Source organism: Paenibacillus sp. FSL R7-0297 (assembly GCF_038009025.1).
Taxonomy (GTDB): domain Bacteria; phylum Bacillota; class Bacilli; order Paenibacillales; family Paenibacillaceae; genus Paenibacillus_AQ.
Window position 1 is genome coordinate 1195173 of sequence record NZ_JBBPAQ010000001.1, and the last position, 20368, is coordinate 1215540.

The 20368-nt window shown below is 46.3% G+C and carries 25 protein-coding genes; 23 read left to right on the forward strand and 2 right to left on the reverse strand.

Going from position 1 to position 20368, the window contains the following annotated elements:
- Positions 1 to 6: 6 nt before the first annotated feature.
- The 7 genes from MKZ24_RS05155 (at position 7) to MKZ24_RS05185 (ending at position 6202) form a co-directional block, all read left to right on the forward strand.
- Positions 7 to 1263 carry an acyltransferase family protein gene (locus tag MKZ24_RS05155; RefSeq protein ID WP_340781561.1) on the forward strand — a complete coding sequence of 419 codons (1257 nt, stop codon included), beginning with the start codon at positions 7 to 9 and terminating at the stop codon, positions 1261 to 1263.
- Positions 1264 to 1367: 104 nt separating this feature from the next.
- The gene (locus tag MKZ24_RS05160) at positions 1368 to 2222 is read left to right on the forward strand and encodes an ABC transporter ATP-binding protein (RefSeq protein ID WP_340781562.1); all 855 of its coding nucleotides are present in this window, start codon (positions 1368 to 1370) and stop codon (positions 2220 to 2222) included.
- Positions 2215 to 2871: an ABC-2 transporter permease gene (locus MKZ24_RS05165; protein WP_340781563.1), complete on the forward strand. Its 657-nt coding sequence runs from the start codon at positions 2215 to 2217 to the stop codon at positions 2869 to 2871. The genes MKZ24_RS05160 and MKZ24_RS05165 overlap by 8 nt, the downstream gene beginning before the upstream one ends.
- Positions 2868 to 3233, forward strand: coding sequence for a GntR family transcriptional regulator (locus tag MKZ24_RS05170; protein WP_340781564.1), 366 nt, complete (start codon positions 2868 to 2870; stop codon positions 3231 to 3233). The genes MKZ24_RS05165 and MKZ24_RS05170 overlap by 4 nt, the downstream gene beginning before the upstream one ends.
- A gap of 157 nt (positions 3234 to 3390) precedes the next feature.
- On the forward strand, positions 3391 to 3606 hold the full coding sequence (locus MKZ24_RS05175; protein WP_340781565.1) for a heavy-metal-associated domain-containing protein: 216 nt from the start codon (positions 3391 to 3393) through the stop codon (positions 3604 to 3606).
- Positions 3607 to 3618: 12 nt separating this feature from the next.
- A complete protein-coding gene (locus tag MKZ24_RS05180) occupies positions 3619 to 5505 on the forward strand; it encodes a heavy metal translocating P-type ATPase (protein ID WP_340781566.1) in 1887 nt (628 codons plus the stop codon).
- Positions 5477 to 6202 (forward strand): Crp/Fnr family transcriptional regulator, encoded by a 726-nt coding sequence (locus MKZ24_RS05185; RefSeq protein WP_340781567.1) that lies wholly within the window; start codon positions 5477 to 5479, stop codon positions 6200 to 6202. The genes MKZ24_RS05180 and MKZ24_RS05185 overlap by 29 nt, the downstream gene beginning before the upstream one ends.
- A 175-nt stretch (positions 6203 to 6377) precedes the next feature.
- On the opposite strand, the gene MKZ24_RS05190 is transcribed toward MKZ24_RS05185, so the two are convergent.
- Positions 6378 to 6995: an NAD(P)-dependent oxidoreductase gene (locus MKZ24_RS05190; RefSeq protein WP_042241056.1), complete on the reverse strand. Its 618-nt coding sequence runs from the start codon at positions 6993 to 6995 to the stop codon at positions 6378 to 6380.
- Between the two features lie 241 nt (positions 6996 to 7236).
- Here MKZ24_RS05190 and MKZ24_RS05195 point away from each other — a divergent pair, with 241 nt between their 5' ends.
- The 12 genes from MKZ24_RS05195 (at position 7237) to MKZ24_RS05250 (ending at position 17294) form a co-directional block, all read left to right on the forward strand.
- On the forward strand, positions 7237 to 8109 hold the full coding sequence (locus MKZ24_RS05195; protein ID WP_052416806.1) for a hypothetical protein: 873 nt from the start codon (positions 7237 to 7239) through the stop codon (positions 8107 to 8109).
- Positions 8110 to 8193: 84 nt separating this feature from the next.
- Positions 8194 to 8751: a VanZ family protein gene (locus MKZ24_RS05200; protein WP_231637750.1), complete on the forward strand. Its 558-nt coding sequence runs from the start codon at positions 8194 to 8196 to the stop codon at positions 8749 to 8751.
- Between the two features lie 35 nt (positions 8752 to 8786).
- Positions 8787 to 9470, forward strand: a complete 684-nt coding sequence (locus MKZ24_RS05205) for a response regulator transcription factor (RefSeq protein ID WP_042241053.1) — start codon at positions 8787 to 8789, stop codon at positions 9468 to 9470.
- Positions 9460 to 10572 (forward strand): sensor histidine kinase, encoded by a 1113-nt coding sequence (locus tag MKZ24_RS05210; RefSeq protein WP_042243824.1) that lies wholly within the window; start codon positions 9460 to 9462, stop codon positions 10570 to 10572. Before MKZ24_RS05205 ends, MKZ24_RS05210 begins: the two co-directional genes overlap by 11 nt.
- A 52-nt stretch (positions 10573 to 10624) precedes the next feature.
- Entirely contained in the window at positions 10625 to 11602 is a 978-nt protein-coding gene (locus MKZ24_RS05215; protein WP_340781572.1) for a sigma-70 family RNA polymerase sigma factor, read from the forward strand.
- 76 nt (positions 11603 to 11678) lie between these two features.
- Positions 11679 to 12101, forward strand: coding sequence for a VOC family protein (locus MKZ24_RS05220; RefSeq protein ID WP_340781574.1), 423 nt, complete (start codon positions 11679 to 11681; stop codon positions 12099 to 12101).
- A 372-nt stretch (positions 12102 to 12473) separates the two neighbouring features.
- Positions 12474 to 13370 (forward strand): DegV family protein, encoded by an 897-nt coding sequence (locus tag MKZ24_RS05225; protein WP_042241046.1) that lies wholly within the window; start codon positions 12474 to 12476, stop codon positions 13368 to 13370.
- 257 nt (positions 13371 to 13627) lie between these two features.
- Entirely contained in the window at positions 13628 to 14017 is a 390-nt protein-coding gene (locus tag MKZ24_RS05230) for a hypothetical protein (protein WP_042140528.1), read from the forward strand.
- Positions 14018 to 14117: 100 nt separating this feature from the next.
- Positions 14118 to 15053 (forward strand): LytTR family transcriptional regulator DNA-binding domain-containing protein, encoded by a 936-nt coding sequence (locus MKZ24_RS05235; RefSeq protein ID WP_340781578.1) that lies wholly within the window; start codon positions 14118 to 14120, stop codon positions 15051 to 15053.
- A gap of 104 nt (positions 15054 to 15157) precedes the next feature.
- Positions 15158 to 16003 carry an ABC transporter ATP-binding protein gene (locus MKZ24_RS05240; protein WP_076243759.1) on the forward strand — a complete coding sequence of 282 codons (846 nt, stop codon included), beginning with the start codon at positions 15158 to 15160 and terminating at the stop codon, positions 16001 to 16003.
- Positions 16000 to 16710: an ABC transporter permease subunit gene (locus MKZ24_RS05245; protein ID WP_076243695.1), complete on the forward strand. Its 711-nt coding sequence runs from the start codon at positions 16000 to 16002 to the stop codon at positions 16708 to 16710. Before MKZ24_RS05240 ends, MKZ24_RS05245 begins: the two co-directional genes overlap by 4 nt.
- Before the next feature lie 203 nt (positions 16711 to 16913).
- Positions 16914 to 17294, forward strand: coding sequence for a hypothetical protein (locus MKZ24_RS05250; RefSeq protein WP_076243694.1), 381 nt, complete (start codon positions 16914 to 16916; stop codon positions 17292 to 17294).
- Between the two features lie 76 nt (positions 17295 to 17370).
- On the opposite strand, the gene MKZ24_RS05255 is transcribed toward MKZ24_RS05250, so the two are convergent.
- Positions 17371 to 17916, reverse strand: coding sequence for a MerR family transcriptional regulator (locus MKZ24_RS05255; RefSeq protein ID WP_340781579.1), 546 nt, complete (start codon positions 17914 to 17916; stop codon positions 17371 to 17373).
- A 307-nt stretch (positions 17917 to 18223) separates the two neighbouring features.
- On the opposite strand from MKZ24_RS05255, the gene MKZ24_RS05260 reads away from it, so the two are divergent.
- The 4 genes from MKZ24_RS05260 (at position 18224) to MKZ24_RS05275 (ending at position 20350) form a co-directional block, all read left to right on the forward strand.
- On the forward strand, positions 18224 to 18400 hold the full coding sequence (locus tag MKZ24_RS05260; RefSeq protein WP_156123434.1) for a hypothetical protein: 177 nt from the start codon (positions 18224 to 18226) through the stop codon (positions 18398 to 18400).
- Positions 18401 to 18554: 154 nt separating this feature from the next.
- Entirely contained in the window at positions 18555 to 18695 is a 141-nt protein-coding gene (locus tag MKZ24_RS05265) for a hypothetical protein (RefSeq protein ID WP_156123433.1), read from the forward strand.
- Between the two features lie 156 nt (positions 18696 to 18851).
- Entirely contained in the window at positions 18852 to 19409 is a 558-nt protein-coding gene (locus MKZ24_RS05270) for an RNA polymerase sigma factor (RefSeq protein ID WP_042241036.1), read from the forward strand.
- Positions 19406 to 20350 (forward strand): hypothetical protein, encoded by a 945-nt coding sequence (locus MKZ24_RS05275; RefSeq protein WP_042241034.1) that lies wholly within the window; start codon positions 19406 to 19408, stop codon positions 20348 to 20350. The genes MKZ24_RS05270 and MKZ24_RS05275 overlap by 4 nt, the downstream gene beginning before the upstream one ends.
- The last annotated feature ends 18 nt before the right edge of the window (positions 20351 to 20368 follow it).

The following is a 20368-nucleotide window of genomic DNA, read 5'->3' on the forward strand; positions in this document are numbered from 1 at the left end:
TAGCTGATGTCCAAGATTCAGTTAGGCCGTACCCGGTTAGCAGGAGCGGATGGCATTCGTGCGATCGCCTGCCTGTCCGTCATCCTGCATCATCTGTCACAAAAGCTGGCGATGCCCGCACAAAAGCCCTGGCTTCAAGAAGTGCAGTCGGTTCTCTTGCTTGGGAACAGCGGGGTTAGTTTGTTTTTTCTGTTAAGCGGATTTTTGCTGTCGTTCCCCTTTTGGAGCGCTTACCTGGAAAATAAGCCGTATCCGTCTATCCGAACGTATGCTGTACGCCGCGCTGCAAGAATTATACCCGGCTTCTATGTATCATTCCTGGTTTGTCTGTTGCTCGTATGGAGGCTGGAGATTCCTACAGAGTTCCTATGGCGGCGAATCCTAACGGGGTTCACGTTTACATCAGGCTTCCACTATACAACCTTTTTCCCGTCTGACTTGAATGGGCCGTTCTGGTCGATCAGCTTCGAGGTGTTTAGCTACTTGCTTATGCCTGTGTTTATGGCTGCATTGTTTGTGCTCGGCAAGCGGCGTTCGTTCGGCAAAGCGATCTTGTTCTGGGTGGCCGCGTTTGGGTTGGTGCTTGCCGTGAACTCCCTCGTCCATCAGTGGTTTACGCCAAGCGGGCAGGGCCGGGGCTGGGATTATGGCCAGATTGGCGGTGCGAAATACTGGATGCCGAATTACAATCCGGTTGGGTTCTTCGGCCACTTCACTATTGGTATCCTGGCCGCTGGTATTACGACCGCGTTCATGCAGCTTGGTGCTAAGGCGGAGAGGCTACGCCAGCTTGGGGTGTTCGATGCAGCCGGAGCAGCCGCTCTGGGTCTTGCCGGTTTACTAATCTGGCGTATGCGCCACCAGGGTGAATTTGACTTCAGCCTCCAGCACCAGCCCTATTACTTTCCGGTTTATGCCATTTTGTTCGGAATCGTGCTGCTGTCAGCACCGTTCAGCGTGATCATAGGTCGTGTACTGGATAACCGCTTTTTCCGGTTTACCGCGCAGATTTCGTTCGGGCTGTATATTTGGCATTACTTGTTCATCACGCTAATCGAGAAGTATGGCATAGCCGATTATCACTATTCCGGGATTAGGGACGTGTGGCGCTGGCTTGGTATCAGTGTAACTGTTATCACAATCTCTTATGCGGCGGCGGTGATCTCCTATTATGTCATAGAGCGCCCGTTCATCAACTGGTCGAAAGGCAAGCCGTTCTTCCGGCGCAAGCAGAAGGATACACCATCGGTTACAGCTGCATAAGCTGGCTCTCAGGCAGATCTGTGCTGTGTACCGGTTGACTTTTATCGAAGCCTCGTGATACATTGTGTATACACGGAATACACAATTTATTGAGGAGGTACGGTATGCTGGCACTAGATATTCGCAATTTAAATAAAAGATATCCTCAATTTCAGATCAAGGATGTATCTTTTCAATTGGAGAAGGGCTACATTATGGGGTTCATCGGGGCCAATGGCGCCGGTAAAACGACCACGATCAAATCGGTCTTGAACATGGTTCATGTCGATAGCGGCGAGATATACATTCTTGGCAAGAATATCGCTGATCACGAGATCGAATTGAAGCAGGAAATCGGATGCGCATTCGGTGATATCGATTTCTATACACGCAGCAAGATCAAGACGCTGACCGATATTACCAAGAAGTTCTATAAGAATTGGAATGATGAAACGTACTACAATTATCTCAAGCGGTTCAAGCTGGATGAGAACAAAAAAATAGCGGAGCTGTCCCGGGGAATGAAGGTAAAGTACAGCTTGGCCCTTGCTTTATCGCATGGCGCAAAGCTGCTCATCCTGGATGAGCCGACCAGCGGACTCGATCCGGTCTCCAGAGACGATCTGCTCGATATCTTTCAGGAGCTCATCATCGGCGGCGAGATCAGCATTCTTTTCTCTACCCATATTACCTCGGACTTAGAACGGTGTGCGGATTATATAACCTTCATTGAACAAGGGCAAATTGTTGCCAGCTCCGAGAAAAACGAATTAAAGGAGTCTTACCGTTTGCTCAGCGGCAGCGAAGCCCAATTAAGCGAAGTGAAGGAGCAGTTGATTTCCTACAAAATTAACTCGTTCGGCTTTACCGGATTGATTCATACCAAAGACATTGATCCATCCTCCAGCCTGAGGGCAACCACGCCGAGTCTTGATGAAATCATGATCTACTTTGCGAAAAAGGAGAATGTATATGTATAATTTGGTGATGAAGGATTTGAAGTTAGGCGTAAACCCCTGGTTCTTCGCATTACCCTTTATTTTAGGCGGCTTAATGCTTATCCCCGGTTGGGTCTACTTTATCGTCCCGCTGTATTTCTGCTTCTTAACGGTACCGAACGTGTTTGGCGGGTTCAAGAGTCAGAATGATCTGATGTTCAGCACGATGATGCCCGTGACCAAAACAGACATCGTGAAATCCCGGATAACCGTTGTTGTTATTCTTGAGCTTATGCATCTTGTCATCGCGATGATTTTCAGCATATTTACGTTCCGCTTGTATCCTCATCTGACTTACATTTTCTATCCGCCGCATATGGGTTTTTGGGGCTTATGTTTCATCATGCTGGCGATCTTCAACATCCTATTTATATCCATGTATTACAAGACGGCGTATAAGTATGGAGCGGCAACGACCGCATCTACTACAGGCGCTATCCTTTTTGCCGGAGTAGCCCAATGGGCCGGAATCCAAAGTTCTTGGGTTAACGACATTTTCTATGGATCAGGGATGGATAATACGGCACTGCAGCTTTCCATTCTGATCGCTGGTGTCGTCATTTTCATAGCATTCACCCTGATTGCCTATAAGATTGCCGTAAAGAGATTCCTGAAAGTGGAGATATTATGAATGTAACGATTTCAAATACATCAGAGAAACCGATTTATCAGCAGTTATACGAACAGATTAGCGCACAAATTCTAAAAGGCGAGCTGGAAAGCGGCTATTGTCTGCCGCCCATCCGGCAGGCAGCCCTGGAGCTGCATGTTAGTGTCATCACCGTTAAGAAGGCTTGGGAGGAGCTTGAGCGGAGCGGTCTGATCAACACGGTAACAGGTAAAGGATGCTTTGTAGCCGAATTCTCGCGGGGTGAGATGCTGCGGATACGCAACGAGATGGTCCTGAAGCAAATGGAGAACGACACCTCCTACTACAAGTCCTTTGGCCTCACCCTGGATGAGGTGATGGGGCTGCTGAAGAAGATTTATTGACATATCACAAGAAATAACGCTGCCAAGGTTAAGCTCTTGGCGGCGTTGTTTCTTGTGATATGATTTCAAATCTGATCCAGATCAATTTAACAAAACAAGATTCCAGCTATACTGTGATTAGCAAGAAGACAACTCACTTTTTAAGGAGGGCTTTGCAATGACAACAACAACTTTTCAATTAGAGCAGCTTACTTGTCCCGGCTGCATTAAGAAAATCGAAACAGCCTTAACCCATAAAGACGGCGTATCCGGGGTAAAGGTTCTATTCACTTCAAGCAAGGTGAAGGTGAGCCACAATGAGACTATTATCAATTCTGCGGGTGTGAGTAAAGTTATCACTAATCTTGGATTTCCCATTCTAAGCTTTAAATAAGGGGCCGTGCATATGTCCAGACAAAATAAGGAGAGAATTATAGGCATTACCGGGCTGCTTATCACTATATCTTTTGTAATGAAATTAGGGAATGTGCTGGAGTTGTCCTCTGATATTCTTATGATTACAGCTGCGCTCCTTGCGGGCTATCCCATTATGAAGAATGCCTTTCAAGCTTTACGTTATCGTATATTGGGGATTGAGGCACTCGTTACGATCGCCGTCATAGGCGCCATCATGATCCGGGAATACTGGGAGGCGGCAGCCGTTACCTTCCTATTCATCTTCGGTTCCTATCTTGAAGCGAGAATTATGGAGAAGACCCGTTCTTCATTGAAAGCCTTGATGGATTTGGCACCTGCGATGGCTTCAGTAATGCGCGACGGGATAGAGGTTCAGGTATCTCCTGATGAGGTGATCCAAGGAGAGATTGTCCTGGTCCGTCCCGGTGAGAAGATTCCGGCAGATGGTACAGTTCTCAAGGGAAAAGCTACGATCAATCAAGCAGCAATTACAGGAGAATCTGTTCCGGTCAGTAGAGAAAAAGGGGCAATAGTGTTCAGCGGAACGGTCATTGAGCATGGGTATTTAGAGATTATTGCTGAGAAGGTCGGTGATGACACAACCTTTGCCCGGATTCTAAGTATGGTTGAGGAAGCACAGGAATCGAAAGCGCCCACGCAGAAATTTATTGAGAGATTCGCCAGGTACTACACTCCTGCTATTTTTATATTGGCAATTATCGTGTATATCAGTACTGGAAATGTTGAATTAACACTGACTTTGTTAGTTATTGCTTGTCCGGGTGCCATGGTCATTTCTGCTCCGGTCTCCATCGTAGCCGGAATTGGTAAAGGTGCGAGGAACGGCATCCTGTTTAAAGGTGGCGAGACGTTAGAAAAGGCGGGATTCGTTCAAGTGGTTGCCTTTGATAAAACGGGCACACTCACTGCCGGTAAACCACAGGTTACGCGAATCAACGCCATACACCTGAATGAGAATGAGCTCCTGCAGAGGATAGCCCGTGCAGAATATGCCTCTGAGCATCATTTGGCTAGAGCTATTGTTGCAGAAGCTGCGTCGAGATCCGCTTCCAGGATTATTCCTGCAGAACAGTTCAAGGCGTTGCCTGGCAAAGGGATAGCTGCTACAGTTGAAGGGTCGAATCTATATATTGGAAATCGCAGGTTATTGGCAGACTACAGCATTCAATATGATCAGGAAATAGCCGACTACGTAGCTCAAGAGGAGAATAGAGCACAGACGGTCGTCTTTGCCGCTGATGATGAACGGGTATTAGGAGTAATCTCTATTGCAGATGTCTTACGGACGGATGCCTATGCACTTATTCATCAACTGAAACGGTCGGGTGTTCACAAGGTGGTTATGTTAACCGGTGATAATGAACGCTCGGCTGCTGCTGTCTCGGGTGAACTTGGAATAGATCAGTATTATGCGGAGCTGTTGCCTGAGGATAAGGTTAGAATAGTACAGGATCTGCAAAAAGAATATATTGTGGCTATGGTTGGTGATGGTGTGAATGATGCTCCTGCTCTGGCCGTTGCCGATGTAGGGATTGCTATGGGCGGTTCAGGAACCGATGCCGCGATGGAGACTGCCGATATGGTACTTATGTCAGATCGCCTAATGAACCTTCCATACGCGCTGGGCCTTAGTCGTGCTTCAATGAATAATATCCGGCAAAATATTTACTTCGCTGTAGCCACCGTCGTGACGCTGTTAATCGGTGTGTTAACCAGCAATGTATTCATGGCTTCGGGTATGCTTGTGCATGAATTGAGTGTGTTGTTAGTCATTCTTAATGCGATGCGTTTAACTCGATACACTACCAAGAATAGGGGGAGCCGTATTGAACTGCAATCATCATCCAGTGAGTAAGCCGTATGTTCCGGGTCAGGCCCCGGCATTATGTATCAACAATGTGCCTATTCTGGAGATCTTATCGCCTGAAGAGAAGGCTGAGGTGATGGACGCCTCTATCAGCAAACAGTATACAAAGGGTGAGGTTATTTTCTCTCCCGGGCATTCCTCAGCGAATTTATGGATAGTCCACCGGGGCAGTGTGAAAATATCCCGCTTCTCTGCAGCAGGTAAGGAGCAGATTGTGCGCATTCTTAGCCCGGGGGATTTCACAGGGGAATTGTCTTTGTTCAGTCATACCATATTAACTAGTACCGCTGAAGCATTGGAACCCACAGAGATTTGTCTGATTCAGGGTAAAGTTATCAGTGATTTAATGTTGAGAACGCCCCAAATCGCGATTAAGTTCCTTGAGAAGTATACAGAACGTATTGAAATGGCAGAAGATAAACTGGAGCAGCTTACCCTATATGATGTTGAGCAACGACTCGCAAAGGTTTTACTGGAAATGCTGCACGATCAGCAGAATGACCGCCTGGAGAATAACGTGTTAATACTGCCCGTAAGTAAAAAAGACCTAGCAGTGATGATCGGGACAACGCAGGAGAGCCTAAGCCGCAAGCTTGCCTTGTTCCAGGAACAGGGATGGATTAAGCTTGTAGGTCAACGAAAGATTATCATAGTGGATCAGGCTAGTCTTAACCTGATCCTATAACTTGGATCACTGTTTCAGACATGAGGCACCCATTTATGGGTGCCTCTATATTTTACCGTTATATAGTGCAAGGTGAACGGTATCCCGAATAAGGGAAAGGTTCCTGGCTGCGGAATGTTATCGTCCGTTTGTGTCATTGACCTTATGATGCCGGGTATGGACGGAAATCTTACGCTTAATCAGATATACCAATGGATGTACGGTCGTATGTAGAATCCCCTAATACCTTCACGATAAAATCCGCTACGTCTGCACGGGAAATCGTTCTTGCCTTTTCCGGTACGCCTGTTGAAGCTTCCTTATAGTTTCCTGTCAAAGCTTTATTCGTTAATCCCATAGGCCTGGCGATTGTATAGTTAAGTTTATTTGCCACAATATAATCCACAGCGCCTTGATGATCCAGAAGAGGATTCTTTAGCATGGTCATGACCAGTTTCCCGCTAATCCCCGGAACTTCTTTGTGAATCCCTGCAGAAGCTGTATAGACGATGCGGGTAATTGAATGCTCCCTCATCCCATCTACTATATTTTTGGTCATCTGCTGCAGCTCCGTAGATTTTTTCATGCCTAGACTAGAGCCTAAGCAGGATACAACTGCCTCATGTCCTGCAATGGCTTGGGCAACCGCCTCTTTATTGAAGCAATCTCCCTGGATAATATGTAGATGCTCATGGTGTATTTGTAACTTTGAAGGTGTACGTACAAATGCAGTAACCTCAAAGTTTTTTTCTAACGCTTGCTTCACGACGCATTGACCTACCCCGCCAGTTGCTCCAAAAATAATAATTTTCATAATACTACTCCATTCATTTTATATTTGGTCAACAACAAATCATGGGGAAATTACGATCTCAGAAGTGAACCCATATATTTGATTATCATATCACTGAATATATACCAAAGCGATTTTGGATACCGGTGTTCCCGAGAAAATTTAGTAAATCTTTAAATGTTCTTTAAAGGATCTTAGAAACTGCTGATTATACTAGGTACATTCACCAGGAACACAACAAAACATATTGGAGGGACTTACAATGAACAACAATCAGAAGAGTAGTCAGAGGGCGAAGAATACAAGGAAGAAGTGGGTAGCCGGTACAGCGATAGCAGCAACTGTATCATTAATGGCGATGGGGACCTCAGCGCTGGCTTCATCCGATAAGGATGCTTTCAAAGAATTTTTCAATGGAAATGCCGGGATTCCGGGACAATCTACGACTTTAATTAACGAGTCTAGAGTAATGGCTGGGATTAAAACAACGGTAGAAGAAAGCATTATTGGTGGAAATAGTGCGGTTATTATCGTTTCTTTTGAGAAGGAAGACGGTACAGTTTTCTCACAGGATGCAGCTATGGCTGCACTTGAACTCAAGTGGGCAAAGGATGCAAGTTACATGGTAGAGCAACGTGTGACAGAGGATGGTAAAAAGATCATCGCCATGTTTGATGTCGATACACCAAGCAGTCTGAAAGGAAAGAAAGTTACGATTAAGGCGGATGCAGTAGTGAATACCGCTACAGAAGCAGTTATTGCTGAAGGACCATTCCATAATACTTTTACAGCACAAGAGAGCGGTACCTCTTTCAATATCGGAATTGATCACACCCTGTCACAGCAACAAGAAGAGATGTCTCTTGAATCGGTTCATATCTCAACGATTGGCATTGGTATTGAAGGGGTACGTACAGATGGGCATAGTGATGAATTACCACAGTACAGCCCTAGAGTTAGCATAACAACATCAGACGGCAAGGAAACCGAGCTTTCTTTAGGCTCCACAAGCTCTTCAAAGCGGGGATTCGAATGGCATTATAACCTGGACAAAGAGGGCAAAAGGGTCTTCCTGGATGCAGCGATGATCATTAGTATATCAGTCGATGGCCAGATCACTCCGGTTACTAACTAAGCATGCGGGCTGGATACAATGGGGCTGTCATCAGTCCCATTGTTCTTGTCCAACTTTGATAATAACTTAGAGGAGGAATTAGATGTGGAACAATCTATTATGTATACAATCCATTCAACATATTTTCTGGTGCCCCTATTCGTATTATTCCTGCTGTACCTGACAGTAAGTGCACTATGGAAAAAAAGGCCGCTTCATGCAGGCCAATATTTAATATTAATAACATTTAGTATTTACTTACTTTGTGTCATCGACCTGGTATTCTTCCCCATCGATGTGAATATCGGCATATATGCCAATCACACTTCTTGGTACAAAACGATTAATTTCATTCCGCTATTAACAATAGATATCAAAACCTTTGTATTAAATGTGATAATGTTCATGCCCTTTGGTGTATATCTGCCACTGCTCCATAAAAAGATTGAGTCTTTAAAAAGCGTAGCGTACTACGGCTTCTTATTCAGTTTATCTATTGAGATACTTCAGATGGTGATCAGAATTACTTTGGGTAATGGCAGGAGCACAGATATCAATGATCTTATTGCCAACACTGTTGGAGCACTTGTGGGGTATATAGTTATAATCAGACTATTACAGAGAAGCCATGGGAATAACTTATTGAATAGGATAAGATTATAACAGGAGACAACGGACATGTTTTGAGGGGAGAATATATGACTACCGAGATACTTATTGTAGACGATGATCATGAGATTGCAGGGTTAATCGGGGTATATCTGCGCAATGAAGGCTATCATATTCATACAGCGCAGGATGGAATTGAGGCCCTTCAATTCATGGAGCGCCACTCTATTGACCTCGTGATCTTAGATATTATGATGCCCAAAATGAATGGACTTGAAGTATGCCGGGAAATTCGCAAAGAGCAGGAAACTCCAGTCTTGATGTTAAGTGCAAAGGCAGAGGATATGGATAAAATTATGGGTTTGATGACGGGTGCGGATGACTATATGATCAAGCCCTTTAATCCATTGGAATTAACAGCGAGAGTAAAGGCGCTGCTGCGCAGAGCTAATTATCACCCGGCGGCGAAAGATCCGGATTGTATCTATATTCACTCCTTAACCATTGATAAACAAAGTCACACGGTTCATGCGCAGGGGCAGGAAATAAGGCTGACCTCTATTGAATTTGATATTTTATATTTGCTGGCCAAGAATCGCGGAAGAGTATTCGGATCAGAAGAAATTTTTGAAAAGGTATGGAATGAAACGGGGGCCGGATCGAACAAAACCGTTATGGTTCATATTAGTAACCTGAGAGATAAAATTGCTGCGGCAACAGGAGAAACGGTGATTCAAACGGTCTGGGGAGTTGGCTATAAAATTGAAAAATAATACGTTTTTTATAATGAAAACAATCCCGGTTTGGAGAGCCATTCTCTATGTTCTGCTGTCGCTAATAGCATCAACGCTGACAGCGGCTATTCTATATTCTTCACTTTATAGTTATCAGAAACAGTCAGGTGCGGTAGCTTTTATATTCAATGCCGTTTCTTCTCTCAGGGGTGTACTTGTACCTTTGATGTTTGGGTTGTTTGTCTGTTTCTATCTGTTCCTGTTCTATAAGATGGAAAAGAGACGCTATATTTCAACTGAGTTTAACCGTATGATACGTGAGGTTGAGCTTATTGCGAACGGTAATTTTGATCATAAAATAGAAGAGCGGGCAGAGAACGGGTTAGATAAACTTGCTACCCATATTAATAATGTTGTAATTCAAGCCCGGAAGGCCATTGAGGAAGAGCGGAGATCAGAACAGATCAAAAATGATTTGGTGACAAATGTTGCCCATGACCTTAGATCCCCTCTAACCTCTATCATCGGATACTTGAATCTTATCAATGAGGATGAATACAGGGACGAAGTGGAGCTTCGTGCTTATATACAGATTGTGTATGCCAAGGTTGAACGCCTGCATCATGTATTAAATGATCTGTTTGAATATACCTATGTCCAAAATAAAGAAACTCTTGTAAATGATCAATCCATTAATATTGAAGAAATGATTAATCAATTAGTTGTACAACATAGGATTCAAATGCAGGAAGCGGACATGCACATGAGGACATTTATAACGGCTGATCACCCTGTCATCATAGGCGATGGCAATAAAATAGCCAGGGTGTTTGAAAATCTCATTCAAAACGCCATACGGTATGGAAAAGAAGGAAGATACATTGACCTTATAGTAAGAGATTCGAGCCAATCCGTTCAAGTTGAAGTGAATAATTACGGCAAAGCAATACCCAGTGTGGATCTCCCCTATATTTTTGAGAGATTCTATAGAGTAGAAAAGTCACGTTCCGAATACACGGGCGGATCAGGCCTAGGACTTGCAATTGCCAAAAGTATCGTTACATTACATGGCGGGGAGATTGAAGCCAAAAGCTCGCTGGGGAAGACGTCTTTTGTCGTTACTTTATTGAAAAAAATATAAAACTCTGAATTACTGTCATGGAGAAGGCATCTTCAAGAGGAGGAAACGTAATATGAGCCAAAAGCATGGAATAGATATGCTTGAGGAGCTGCGTTCTGAACTAACCGGATATTGTTACCGGATGATGGGGTCCATCTTTGAAGCGGAAGATGCAGTGCAGGATACCCTGCTCCGGGCCTGGCAGAGCTGGGACAAGATCCGGCAGGATTCTTCCCGTAAGTCTTGGGTGTACCGGATTGCCACTAATATTTGTTTGGACAGGCTGAGGAATGCCAAGCGGCGGGCACTTCCGATGGATCTCTCTGAACCCGCGGCTATTATTAAGGAGCCCAGTGACAGCTTGCCCCGGGATTCCTGGATATGGCCGGCCCCCGATAACGCTACCGACCCGGCCAACATCGTGGTCAGCAGGGAAACCGTCCGGTTATCTTTTATTGCGATCCTGCAGATACTGCCGCCCCGGCAACGCGCTGTACTGATCCTGCTTGATGTCTTCCGGTGGTCGGCTAACGAGGCAGCACATGCGATGGGAATGACCACGGCAGCCGTCAACAGTGCTGTGCAACGGGCCCGGTCGGGTATCGCCCGGTCCAATCTCCGGTCCGAGGAGTTACAAGGGGGAGATGCCCAGGCAGATCAACAAGTGCTTGCTAGTTATATGGAAGCCTTCGAACAGTATGATATTGATGCATTGTTGGCCTTATTCCGCGAGAACGGCAGCTTGTCGATGCCGCCATTTACGATGTGGGTTCGTGGCAGCTCTAATCTGTCGTCTTTCTACACTATTACACGCAGCCATTGTTTGGGCTCCAGATTGCTACCGGTTCGGGCTAACGGGGATAGCCCCGCTTTTGCCCAGTATGTACCCTCCGGACCGGATGGACGGCTGGTTCCGTGGAGCATTCATATTCCAGAGCTGGAACTGGGGAAGATCGCTCATATCCATCATTTCATTGATCCTGAGTTATTTGTGCGATTTGGATTGCCGGCAGATTTGGACGCGAGGCAGAATTGTTCCATAGACCGATGAGTTTGCGGCGGCCGGATCGTCTATACTAATGAATCACAAATGCGGATTCAATCCAAACTCAAGGAGGAACAATCTTATGACGGTAAAACTTACCCCTTACATTACTTTGGAGGGCCGGGTAAAGGAAGCCATTCCGTTCTATGAACAAGCCATCGGCGCACAAATCCTCTCTATGATGACTTACGGTGACATGCCGGACTTGCCGGGCACATTCACGGACGATCTGAGGAGTCTTGTAGCACATGCCAAGCTAAAGGTTGGAGGTACGGAGCTTATGTTATCCGATGCTCCAGGCGGTTCGCCTGCTGGAAACGGGAAACGGGTTACTATCTGCATTACAACGAATGATGTAGAAGAATCCAAGCGGATCTATGAAGCCTTGCGGCAGGAGGGCCAGGTCAATATGCCGTTTAAAGAAGAACCCTTCAGCCCCGGGTTTGGTGATGTAACGGATAAATTCGGCGTGACCTTTCAAATATATACGGAGCTTGAAGATTAAATTACGGGTAAAGAGTTGCGCCGGATGAGGGTGCAGCTCTTTTTTTAAATATAAGAATTTATATGTTTCACGCTAAAAATTATCCTTCTATTTCTCGCTGGAACGGTACCGTCCTTGATAAGGACGGCGAAGCCGTTTCTGCTTGATATCCTTTTTTGGCGTCTCTACATACCATACCCGGTCTGTTCTTTAATAGGTATATCTATCATGTATAATGTGAATTTATGTCGAATTAAGTTGAAAAAAGGTGCTGCGATTATCGCTTAATTGCTATGCGGGTGCTTGGCTTCCTGTATAATTTACGAATATGCAGATAGTTGAAGCTGCTGATTCCTGATCGTAATCAATCCCTCACGAAAGAGAGTAGTGACTATGAAATCCATCGCCTGGGTAACCGACAGCACCAGCACAATTGATTCTGAATTTGCCATGAATAACCATGTTTATATTGTTCCACTACGTCTAATTGTCAATAATGAATGCTATAAAGAAAATATCGAAATCAGCGCTGATCAGTTCTATGATAAAATGCGCCAGAATGGCAAGGTTAGCAGCTCCCAGCCGCCGATCGGTGAGTTCGTGGAATTATACGAGCGCCTAAAGGAAGAGTATGACGAAATTATAGCAATACATTGTTCCTCTGAGCTTAGCGGTACGTTCCATACTTCGATGCAGGCGGCAGAGATCGCTGGAGTTGCCGTAATTGGCATTGATTCAAGAGTGGGCGCTTACCCGATCCGTGAGATGATTATGCGCGGCGTTCACTGGCAGCAGGCAGGGTACTCTGCGCTGGAGATCAGGAGCAGAATTGAAAATATCATTGAAGAGATGTCTTTTTACCTAATCCCTGCGAGTCTGAGCCAGTTGCACCGCAGCGGGCGGCTCTCCGGCTCTCAGCTCGTGCTTGGCCAGCTGATGCGGATTCATCTGCTGCTGAAGTTCGATGAAGGCAAAATTATTGTCGTGGACAAAATTCGCACCTTCAAGAAGACGAAGCAGAAATTGCTGGAGACACTCCACCAGGATATCCGTCTGATCCAAGATATCTGCATTATGCATGCCAACAATATGGAGGAGGCGCTGAGCCTGGAGTCGGCCATCAAAGAAATGTCGCCTTCAGTGCATACAGAAATCATGACTTTTGTTCCGGTGGTAGGCGTTCATATGGGCGAAGGAACACTGGCACTTTCATGGATCAAACATTCAGCCATCAACAGTATTACTGTTCAGGATAAAGTGCTGGAGCCTGTGCTCGGGGCTACGAGTTAAGCAGGGAGACTGAATGACGGATAAAGAGCTGCACCCGGTGAGGGTGCGGCTCCTTTTTGATAGATAAGAATTTATATATTTTGGGGTCCCCGCAAAGCACCTGTATTATCATCGAAGCTTAAGCCCCACTGTGTGGGGTTATTCTTTGTGAAGTCTGAATTTACGTCAGGCGCATGTACAATGGGCATCCGCCCAAGCGCCCTCTCCGCGAATGCATATGATGATTATGCCTACTCACTTGAAAGGAGCGATCACATATGGGATTTTTTCCAACACCGGGAACCGGGGGCGGATTTCCGGGGATTCCGGGAGGACCTGGAGGACCTGGGTTTCCAGGTGGAGGTCCCGGCGGATTTCCGGGGACTCCGGGACCTCCGGGAGGCGGACCGGGAGGCGTTCAGGCGCCGACGTCCCCTCCGCCGCAATTCGTGCCGCAAATGCCGGTTACCACATTCGCCATCGACCCTGGAGGAATTAGACGCTGCCTGTTCCGCAACACATACATTTGGCTGAACAATGGCGAGCAATTCTGGTTCTTCCCGATATTCGTCGGGCGCAGTTCAATTGCAGGGTTCCGGTGGACCGGTTTCTTCTGGACATACTTCGGCATTGATCTGAACCGGGTCAGCTCGTTCACCTGCTTCTGAGGCAGACAGCGGAAGAGAACAGCATAAGGGCTGTTCTCTTTGTTGCGGTACTTATATAATTGGCATATATATCTATAGCAGTAATGACCAGGAGGATGGTATGCAATTTCAACCCATGTATGAAGGCGGGGAATTATACCTGCCGGAGATCGAATTCAATATGACACCGGGCCAGCCGGTTGGCATTATAACGGACTTGAAGCGGAAGCAGCTTGTAATGAATCAATTAGCGGAGCATGCCGGGTTTTATTTATTTCGGGTGCAGCAGGGCGAGTACATGCGCTTAACGGTAGAGGAGCTAATCACATTTTTAATTGATGTGTCGGAGAGGAAGGAGCATGCCGCTTCGCTCATGGAGTATTTTGCATTAAAAGAAGAACGGAAGGTAAAAATCAAGGATCTCAGCCCGTCCAAGAGGGTGTATGTAACCTTGCTGCGTGTCTTTTTTGCGTATCAGCCTGCACTTGTCCTGGAGGAGCCCTACTTTTACCTGGAAGAACAGGACCGCCGTCAATTCAAACGGATTCTGGATGACTTGTCGGGAGACAAGCAGATTCTAATCCTGACCTCGAATTTAGAGGATGCCCTGATTTCCTGTGATGTCATTTACCGGTTGAACGAGTCCGGATTCCATCCGCTCGATATCCGGGACTCCGAAGAGGACAAGCAGGATGTACATAAGCAGGACGAGCCTAATATCACCTTGCAGAAGATCTCTACCAAACGCAATGACAAGGTGATTTTATTTAATCCGCCTGAAATCGATTTTATAGAAAGTGTAGAGGGTTCGATTCTTGTTCATGTGGGCGGGGAGAATTATGATTGTGCGCTGACGCTGACCGAGCTGGAGCAGAGGTTATTGAATTTCGGGTTCTTCAGGTGTCACCGCTCCTACATCGTTAATCTGCAAAAGGTAAGAGAGATTATTACCTGGACGAAGAATAGCTACAGCCTGCGGTTAAACACAAGCCAGGATGCCGTAGTTCCGTTATCCCGCTCGAAATTGCAGGAATTAAAGGCACTGCTGAACATTTAAATGGTACCATTCAGCCGGTTACAGCTACATTTCGGCGGGTTTTGATGGCAGGAAGCGTGCATTCTTTATATATTTATGCCATCAACGCTAAGGATGTGGAGTTCATGGAGGTTATCCAGGTAGAACGTGTCCGCAAGAGCTTTGGACCAAAGGATGCGTTAGCAGATGTATCCTTTTCTATTCCTAAGGGAGAAATTTTTGGGTTTCTCGGTCCGAGTGGCGCAGGCAAAACAACATTAATCAAGATTCTCACGGCACAGCTAAATCCGACAAGCGGACAGGCAAGTGTATTTAACCAGCCGGCGGAGAAGATGCGGCAGTCTGCCCAGAAGATGCGCTTCGGCATTCTGACGGATAACAGCGGCCTCTATGAGCGGTTATCGGTTGAGGAGAATCTGGAGCTGTACCGTAAGTTATACGATCTTCCCAAAGCTGCGGTCGATAAGGTACTGCAGTTTGTGAACTTAAGCGGGGAGCGCAAAAAGAAAGTTAATCTCCTATCGAAGGGGATGCGTCAGCGTGTTATGCTGGCCTGCGCGATTATCCATGAGCCGGAATTATTATTCTTAGATGAACCTACCTCGGCGTTGGACCCGGTGAACTCTGCACATATTTATAAAGGCTTGCGCTACCTGAATGAGAAAGGGACAACGATTTTTCTGACTACGCATGATATGGCGGAGGCAGAATTGATGTGCAACCGTGTAGCCATTCTGTATCAGGGACAAATTCAGGTCATCGGCTCACCGAAGGAGCTTAAACGGCAGCACCGGAAGAATGCAGTTAGTGTTGACTTGACCAACGGGGAAGCTTATGAGCTTCCAATCGGTGGGGAAACAGCTGATCGAATCGCGGATTGGATGAAGCGGGGGCTCATTGACCGGATCGAGACGAAAGAGCCCAGTCTGGGTGATATTTTCATTAAAATGACAGGAAGTGAGCTGCTATGAGTATCTCATTGAAACGGGCCCGGGCGATATTTGTGAAGGATTACAAAGAGTTCTCGCGCAATTATGCGATCTCGATTATTCTGGTATTTCCCATACTCTTCGCATTTCTTTTTCGAAGTGCAGGCTCAGCCTTACCTGGAGCGATCGGTTTTCTTCTGAATACATCGTTAGTGATCCTGACGAGTCTGGCACAAGCCTGCCTGATCGCAGAGGAGAAGGAGCGTAACACTTTAAGGTCATTAATGCTGACTCCGGCCACGACCATGGATGTTCTGATCGGAAAAAGCAGCCTGGTTTTTGTCATGTCCGCTGTTGTTCTGGCTATTTCAACGTATATATTGGGCTATGAGCCAGCTAATATAGGAACGTTTACGGCAGCAATCATTCTTTCGATTATTCTATACACAGCAGCCGGTACAATCTGCGGTTTATTCTCCAAGACGGTGCTTGAAGCCTCATTATCTATACTCCCGGTGGCGTTCATATTTACCGGTGCACCCTGGGGAGCAGTACTGGCCAAGGATTACCCGGTCTTCAAGGTGCTGGATTACATGCCAAGCAGCCAGCTTGTGCATTTGCTGGGTCTAAGCGATACAGGATATACAACGGGAGATGTCTTGAAACCCCTTCTCATTATTTTGGCATGGACGGTTGTATTAACGGTTGTGTCGGTTGTTCTGTATGTGCGGCGGTTGAAGGACGAGTAAGGGAGCTCTGAAGGGACTTTAGCCAGCCTCCGGTGGGTCTTTGGTAGGGCCGAAACAAGCGGCCGACTGAGACTATACGACGATTATTGTCCAGTTGCAGTTCTGATGTTGTCATAACGGGGCACGCTGGGTAATAAAGATGATTAGAACTTACGAATTTGGCTGAATTTGGAGCAGGAGCCAAGGAAACGGAGGGAAAGATCATGGCGGCACAGACAGTATCAGGCATTAGCTCCGTACAGCCCATAGCGGCCTATGGCGGTACACAGAGTGATGTCAGTTCCCTGGAGAAACAGCGCAACCAGCTGATGATGGAACTGGATAAAGTGAATGCGGCACAGGGAAGTCAGATGCAGACCCCGTACCGGCGGGAGCAGCTGCAGCGGCAAATCCGGCTGCTGGAGTCCCAGCTCGTATTGAAGAGCGGAAGCAGCACCCCTGCCAATTTCGTACCGGCATCTCCGCTTCAGGATCACCTCCCCCTCTGGCGCAATGAAGGAACGGGAGGCTTCAAGGGTATCGGTCTCACCGATCCCCGGACGGCCACGGTGGACGCGGAGGGCCATTTCAACGCATTAATTTAAGCTAGAGAGTGAAGGTGCGGCGAGCGTCTGGTGATGAACCGGGCTTGTCGCACCTTTTTTGTGTGAATAGGCGGGCCTATAGGAATGGGAAAAAAGAGCGCAATAGACCGCGCTTCCTTGGCGGAGACGTCAGCCTGCCGGCGGCAACCGGATGAAGCTCTTCATACGTGGAGAGGGATTTACTGCCGGGCTTCTGCATCGTTTCCAGCGTTGCGGATAATTGCTTAATCATTACACGCATATCTTCAAGTTCAGCACGCTGCTGGAGCAACTGAATCGAAACCACCTCGTTTGCTTTCTGATCCAGTGCGTGTTCAATATACCCGATCCGGGACCATATTTTATTCATAGGGTCATCGTCTGTATCCGGGCTTAGCTTCTCTTGCAGCGGACCCCTTGGCAGGTTGTCCTTCGTGAGATCCAGATGGATGCCTTCCAGCGCTTCCCCCTGATTAATACGGTCTTTAATATAATTGAGCTGGCTGATCTCCCGCTTCGAGAAGGTATAGTGTCCAAGACGGTCCTTTGGAAAGAAATCGGGGAACATGGCCGCCCAGCGTTTGATCGTAGTCTGGCTAACGGACAGCAGCTCCGCAGCTTCCTTTGTTTTCAGAATTTCCATTTCAATCCCTCCAGTTTAGTAGTCCTTCTATGAGTAATTCGTTGTTCTTTGGCGGCCCCCTGCACAGGTGACAAAGGAAGTGCTGATTCGCTAAGCAAAGTGTTATTACGACTTTTCCTGCTCTACAGAGAGCGGTGTAGTTCATACAGCACAGTATAATTGTATCCCTGGAGAGTGGGCCTGCCACGCTCCTTTCTTCATGGACCAGGATTATAGTAAGAAATAACTCCGTAGGTGAGGGCATGTTATGAAAGCGGTTACTTATTTGAGGTTGTCCTGCCCGTTTCACCATGCATAAGGAGCCAATATGGATCTAGAGGAGGTATGTGGAAGCCAAAGTGAAGTTCCCATCGCGAATGCCAATGCCGGCATCCTCTTCCGGGTGCAGGATGCCAATAACTATTATATGTACCGGATGAATGTGAACGACAAGAAGCTGGAGCTGTTCAAGGCGGTAGACGGTCCTGACAGCGGAGGGCTATAATCAGGGCAACACATCGCCAATCATCGGCGACGAGCGGCATCAACCGTTAGCGTGGAACTCCACGGAGGCAGGCAAGTCGGGAACGTTTACCGTTACTGATCTGGTATATGAGGCCGAGTACCTTCCCTCTGTAGCAGGTGATTTCAAGATAACGGTGACCTATCTGAAGCAGATATGGGACGGAACGTCCTGGACGGATACCGCTATAACGGATACCCTGACTGTGGACCTCACTGTAAGTCTGGCACCTGAACCCGGTGAAGATGAAGACACACTTATAGTGAACGCGGAATAATTAGCTTTTAAATTGTTCTGAACATATCTTAATCCTGGCTGATAAGAGGGATACTTCTTATGCGCTGGGATTTTTTCTGTGGAAATTATAATATAAGTGCAACCCGTTCCAACAATTCCCTACTGTATAGATAAGAGATTAAAAGGAGAATGACAGATGGAAGATCAGGGAATAGTCCGCCTATACTTACAGCGTTCACAGCAGGCCATTGTAGAGACCAAGGATAAATACGGGGCTTACTGCAGAGTGATTGCCCGAAACATCCTATCCAATCTCTCAGATATTGATGAATGTGAGAATGATACATACCTGGCAGCGTGGAATGCAATTCCGCCAACGATGCCCAGGAAGCTATCTGTATTTCTAGGAAGAATTACACGTAATATAGCGCTCGATAGATATAGCTATATTACAGCCAAGAAACGCAACCGTCAGTTTGATGCCATTCTAACCGAACTGGAAGGGTGCATAGCTTCCCCGGATACGGTAGAAGGAGAATATGAAGCGGGTGAAACCGCAAGCTTGATCAACGAATTTCTATATGGCATAGAGGAGCAAGCCAGAAATATATTTATTAGGCGGTACTGGTATTCAGATTCTATAGAGGAACTTGCTATGAGATTTCAGATGAGCAGCAGTAAGGTGAAGTCCATTCTTTTCAGAACAAGAAATAAGCTCAGAGTTCATTTAGCCAAGGGGGGAGTTCGCCTGTGAAAAGAGAAGAGTTATTCCGCGAGATCGGACTTATTGATGAGGATTTAATTGAAGCAGCCGGATCGAGCGGAGCGGAGAAAAGGAAAAAAGGCTTTTCTAAAAAGTGGGTGGCTCTGGTTGCTTGTCTTGTGCTCTATAGCTCAACCGCTTCTGCGCTATTAGCAACCGAATATTATAAGAATCAAAACGCAGAGCCGTACATCCGTTATCTGAGAGCTGAAGACATGGAGTTACTGCCCGTTCCTAAGTATGATGGGATGAAATTTCTGCAGGCCCTCAAAAGTGACAATGAAGAACATGTATATATTGCTATTAATAGACTGGTGGAAGGCTTCAATGATCCAAGCTTACGAGCAAAGGCATTAAATAAACTTCAGCCGTTTGCACGAAATGAGAATCCCAAAATCGCCGATGCGGCTGCTTTTGCCATAGATATTCTGTCCTTAAGTTACCGGAGTACGTATATTGTTAAACTGGCAGACGGGAGTATGTTATTTACGTTATTTAATCATTATTCGGATTATGGAAGCCAGAATGTCCTATGGAGGATCAAAGACAATAAGCTGGAGGAATATTCAAGCTTCTCTGCACCTTCTATGTATATCACAGATATGATTCCTTCACCCGATAAGAAGTTAGTTGCGGTCGTCACCAGCTCTAATAAAAGTGAATTTGTGCAGATTATTAATGTGGAGGAAGGAAGAACCAGTCCAGAATTAATAGAATCCGCAAGAGTCAAATATGGGGCGGAGCAAGGAATAGACACATGGATCCGCCCGGATTATGAAAATTATAGTGATGCCAGTAACATCGTCTGGAAGGACAATGATACCTTGGAGTTCAAGGGTTCCCTGGCCTATCAGGATACGGAGATTATAGAGAATGTCAGTGTAACTTACCAGTTTAGCAGCAAGGTAATGGAAGTGACCAAACTTAACTAGTCTGCGCAATGCACAGAA

What these genes read in the sequence shown, in the direction of transcription:
- MKZ24_RS05170 (WP_340781564.1), top strand. Translation starts at nt 2,868, where the DNA reads ATGAATGTAACGATTTCAAATACATCAGAGAAACCGATTTATCAGCAG.
- MKZ24_RS05255 (WP_340781579.1), bottom strand. Translation starts at nt 17,916, where the DNA reads ATGGAAATTCTGAAAACAAAGGAAGCTGCGGAGCTGCTGTCCGTTAGC.
- MKZ24_RS05180 (WP_340781566.1), top strand. Translation starts at nt 3,619, where the DNA reads ATGTCCAGACAAAATAAGGAGAGAATTATAGGCATTACCGGGCTGCTT.
- MKZ24_RS05230 (WP_042140528.1), top strand. Translation starts at nt 13,628, where the DNA reads ATGGGATTTTTTCCAACACCGGGAACCGGGGGCGGATTTCCGGGGATT.
- MKZ24_RS05250 (WP_076243694.1), top strand. Translation starts at nt 16,914, where the DNA reads ATGGCGGCACAGACAGTATCAGGCATTAGCTCCGTACAGCCCATAGCG.
- MKZ24_RS05260 (WP_156123434.1), top strand. Translation starts at nt 18,224, where the DNA reads ATGGATCTAGAGGAGGTATGTGGAAGCCAAAGTGAAGTTCCCATCGCG.
- MKZ24_RS05215 (WP_340781572.1), top strand. Translation starts at nt 10,625, where the DNA reads ATGAGCCAAAAGCATGGAATAGATATGCTTGAGGAGCTGCGTTCTGAA.
- MKZ24_RS05240 (WP_076243759.1), top strand. Translation starts at nt 15,158, where the DNA reads ATGGAGGTTATCCAGGTAGAACGTGTCCGCAAGAGCTTTGGACCAAAG.
- MKZ24_RS05160 (WP_340781562.1), top strand. Translation starts at nt 1,368, where the DNA reads ATGCTGGCACTAGATATTCGCAATTTAAATAAAAGATATCCTCAATTT.
- MKZ24_RS05190 (WP_042241056.1), bottom strand. Translation starts at nt 6,995, where the DNA reads ATGAAAATTATTATTTTTGGAGCAACTGGCGGGGTAGGTCAATGCGTC.
- MKZ24_RS05245 (WP_076243695.1), top strand. Translation starts at nt 16,000, where the DNA reads ATGAGTATCTCATTGAAACGGGCCCGGGCGATATTTGTGAAGGATTAC.
- MKZ24_RS05205 (WP_042241053.1), top strand. Translation starts at nt 8,787, where the DNA reads ATGACTACCGAGATACTTATTGTAGACGATGATCATGAGATTGCAGGG.
- MKZ24_RS05175 (WP_340781565.1), top strand. Translation starts at nt 3,391, where the DNA reads ATGACAACAACAACTTTTCAATTAGAGCAGCTTACTTGTCCCGGCTGC.
- MKZ24_RS05235 (WP_340781578.1), top strand. Translation starts at nt 14,118, where the DNA reads ATGCAATTTCAACCCATGTATGAAGGCGGGGAATTATACCTGCCGGAG.
- MKZ24_RS05220 (WP_340781574.1), top strand. Translation starts at nt 11,679, where the DNA reads ATGACGGTAAAACTTACCCCTTACATTACTTTGGAGGGCCGGGTAAAG.
- MKZ24_RS05225 (WP_042241046.1), top strand. Translation starts at nt 12,474, where the DNA reads ATGAAATCCATCGCCTGGGTAACCGACAGCACCAGCACAATTGATTCT.
- MKZ24_RS05155 (WP_340781561.1), top strand. Translation starts at nt 7, where the DNA reads ATGTCCAAGATTCAGTTAGGCCGTACCCGGTTAGCAGGAGCGGATGGC.
- MKZ24_RS05270 (WP_042241036.1), top strand. Translation starts at nt 18,852, where the DNA reads ATGGAAGATCAGGGAATAGTCCGCCTATACTTACAGCGTTCACAGCAG.
- MKZ24_RS05165 (WP_340781563.1), top strand. Translation starts at nt 2,215, where the DNA reads ATGTATAATTTGGTGATGAAGGATTTGAAGTTAGGCGTAAACCCCTGG.
- MKZ24_RS05195 (WP_052416806.1), top strand. Translation starts at nt 7,237, where the DNA reads ATGAACAACAATCAGAAGAGTAGTCAGAGGGCGAAGAATACAAGGAAG.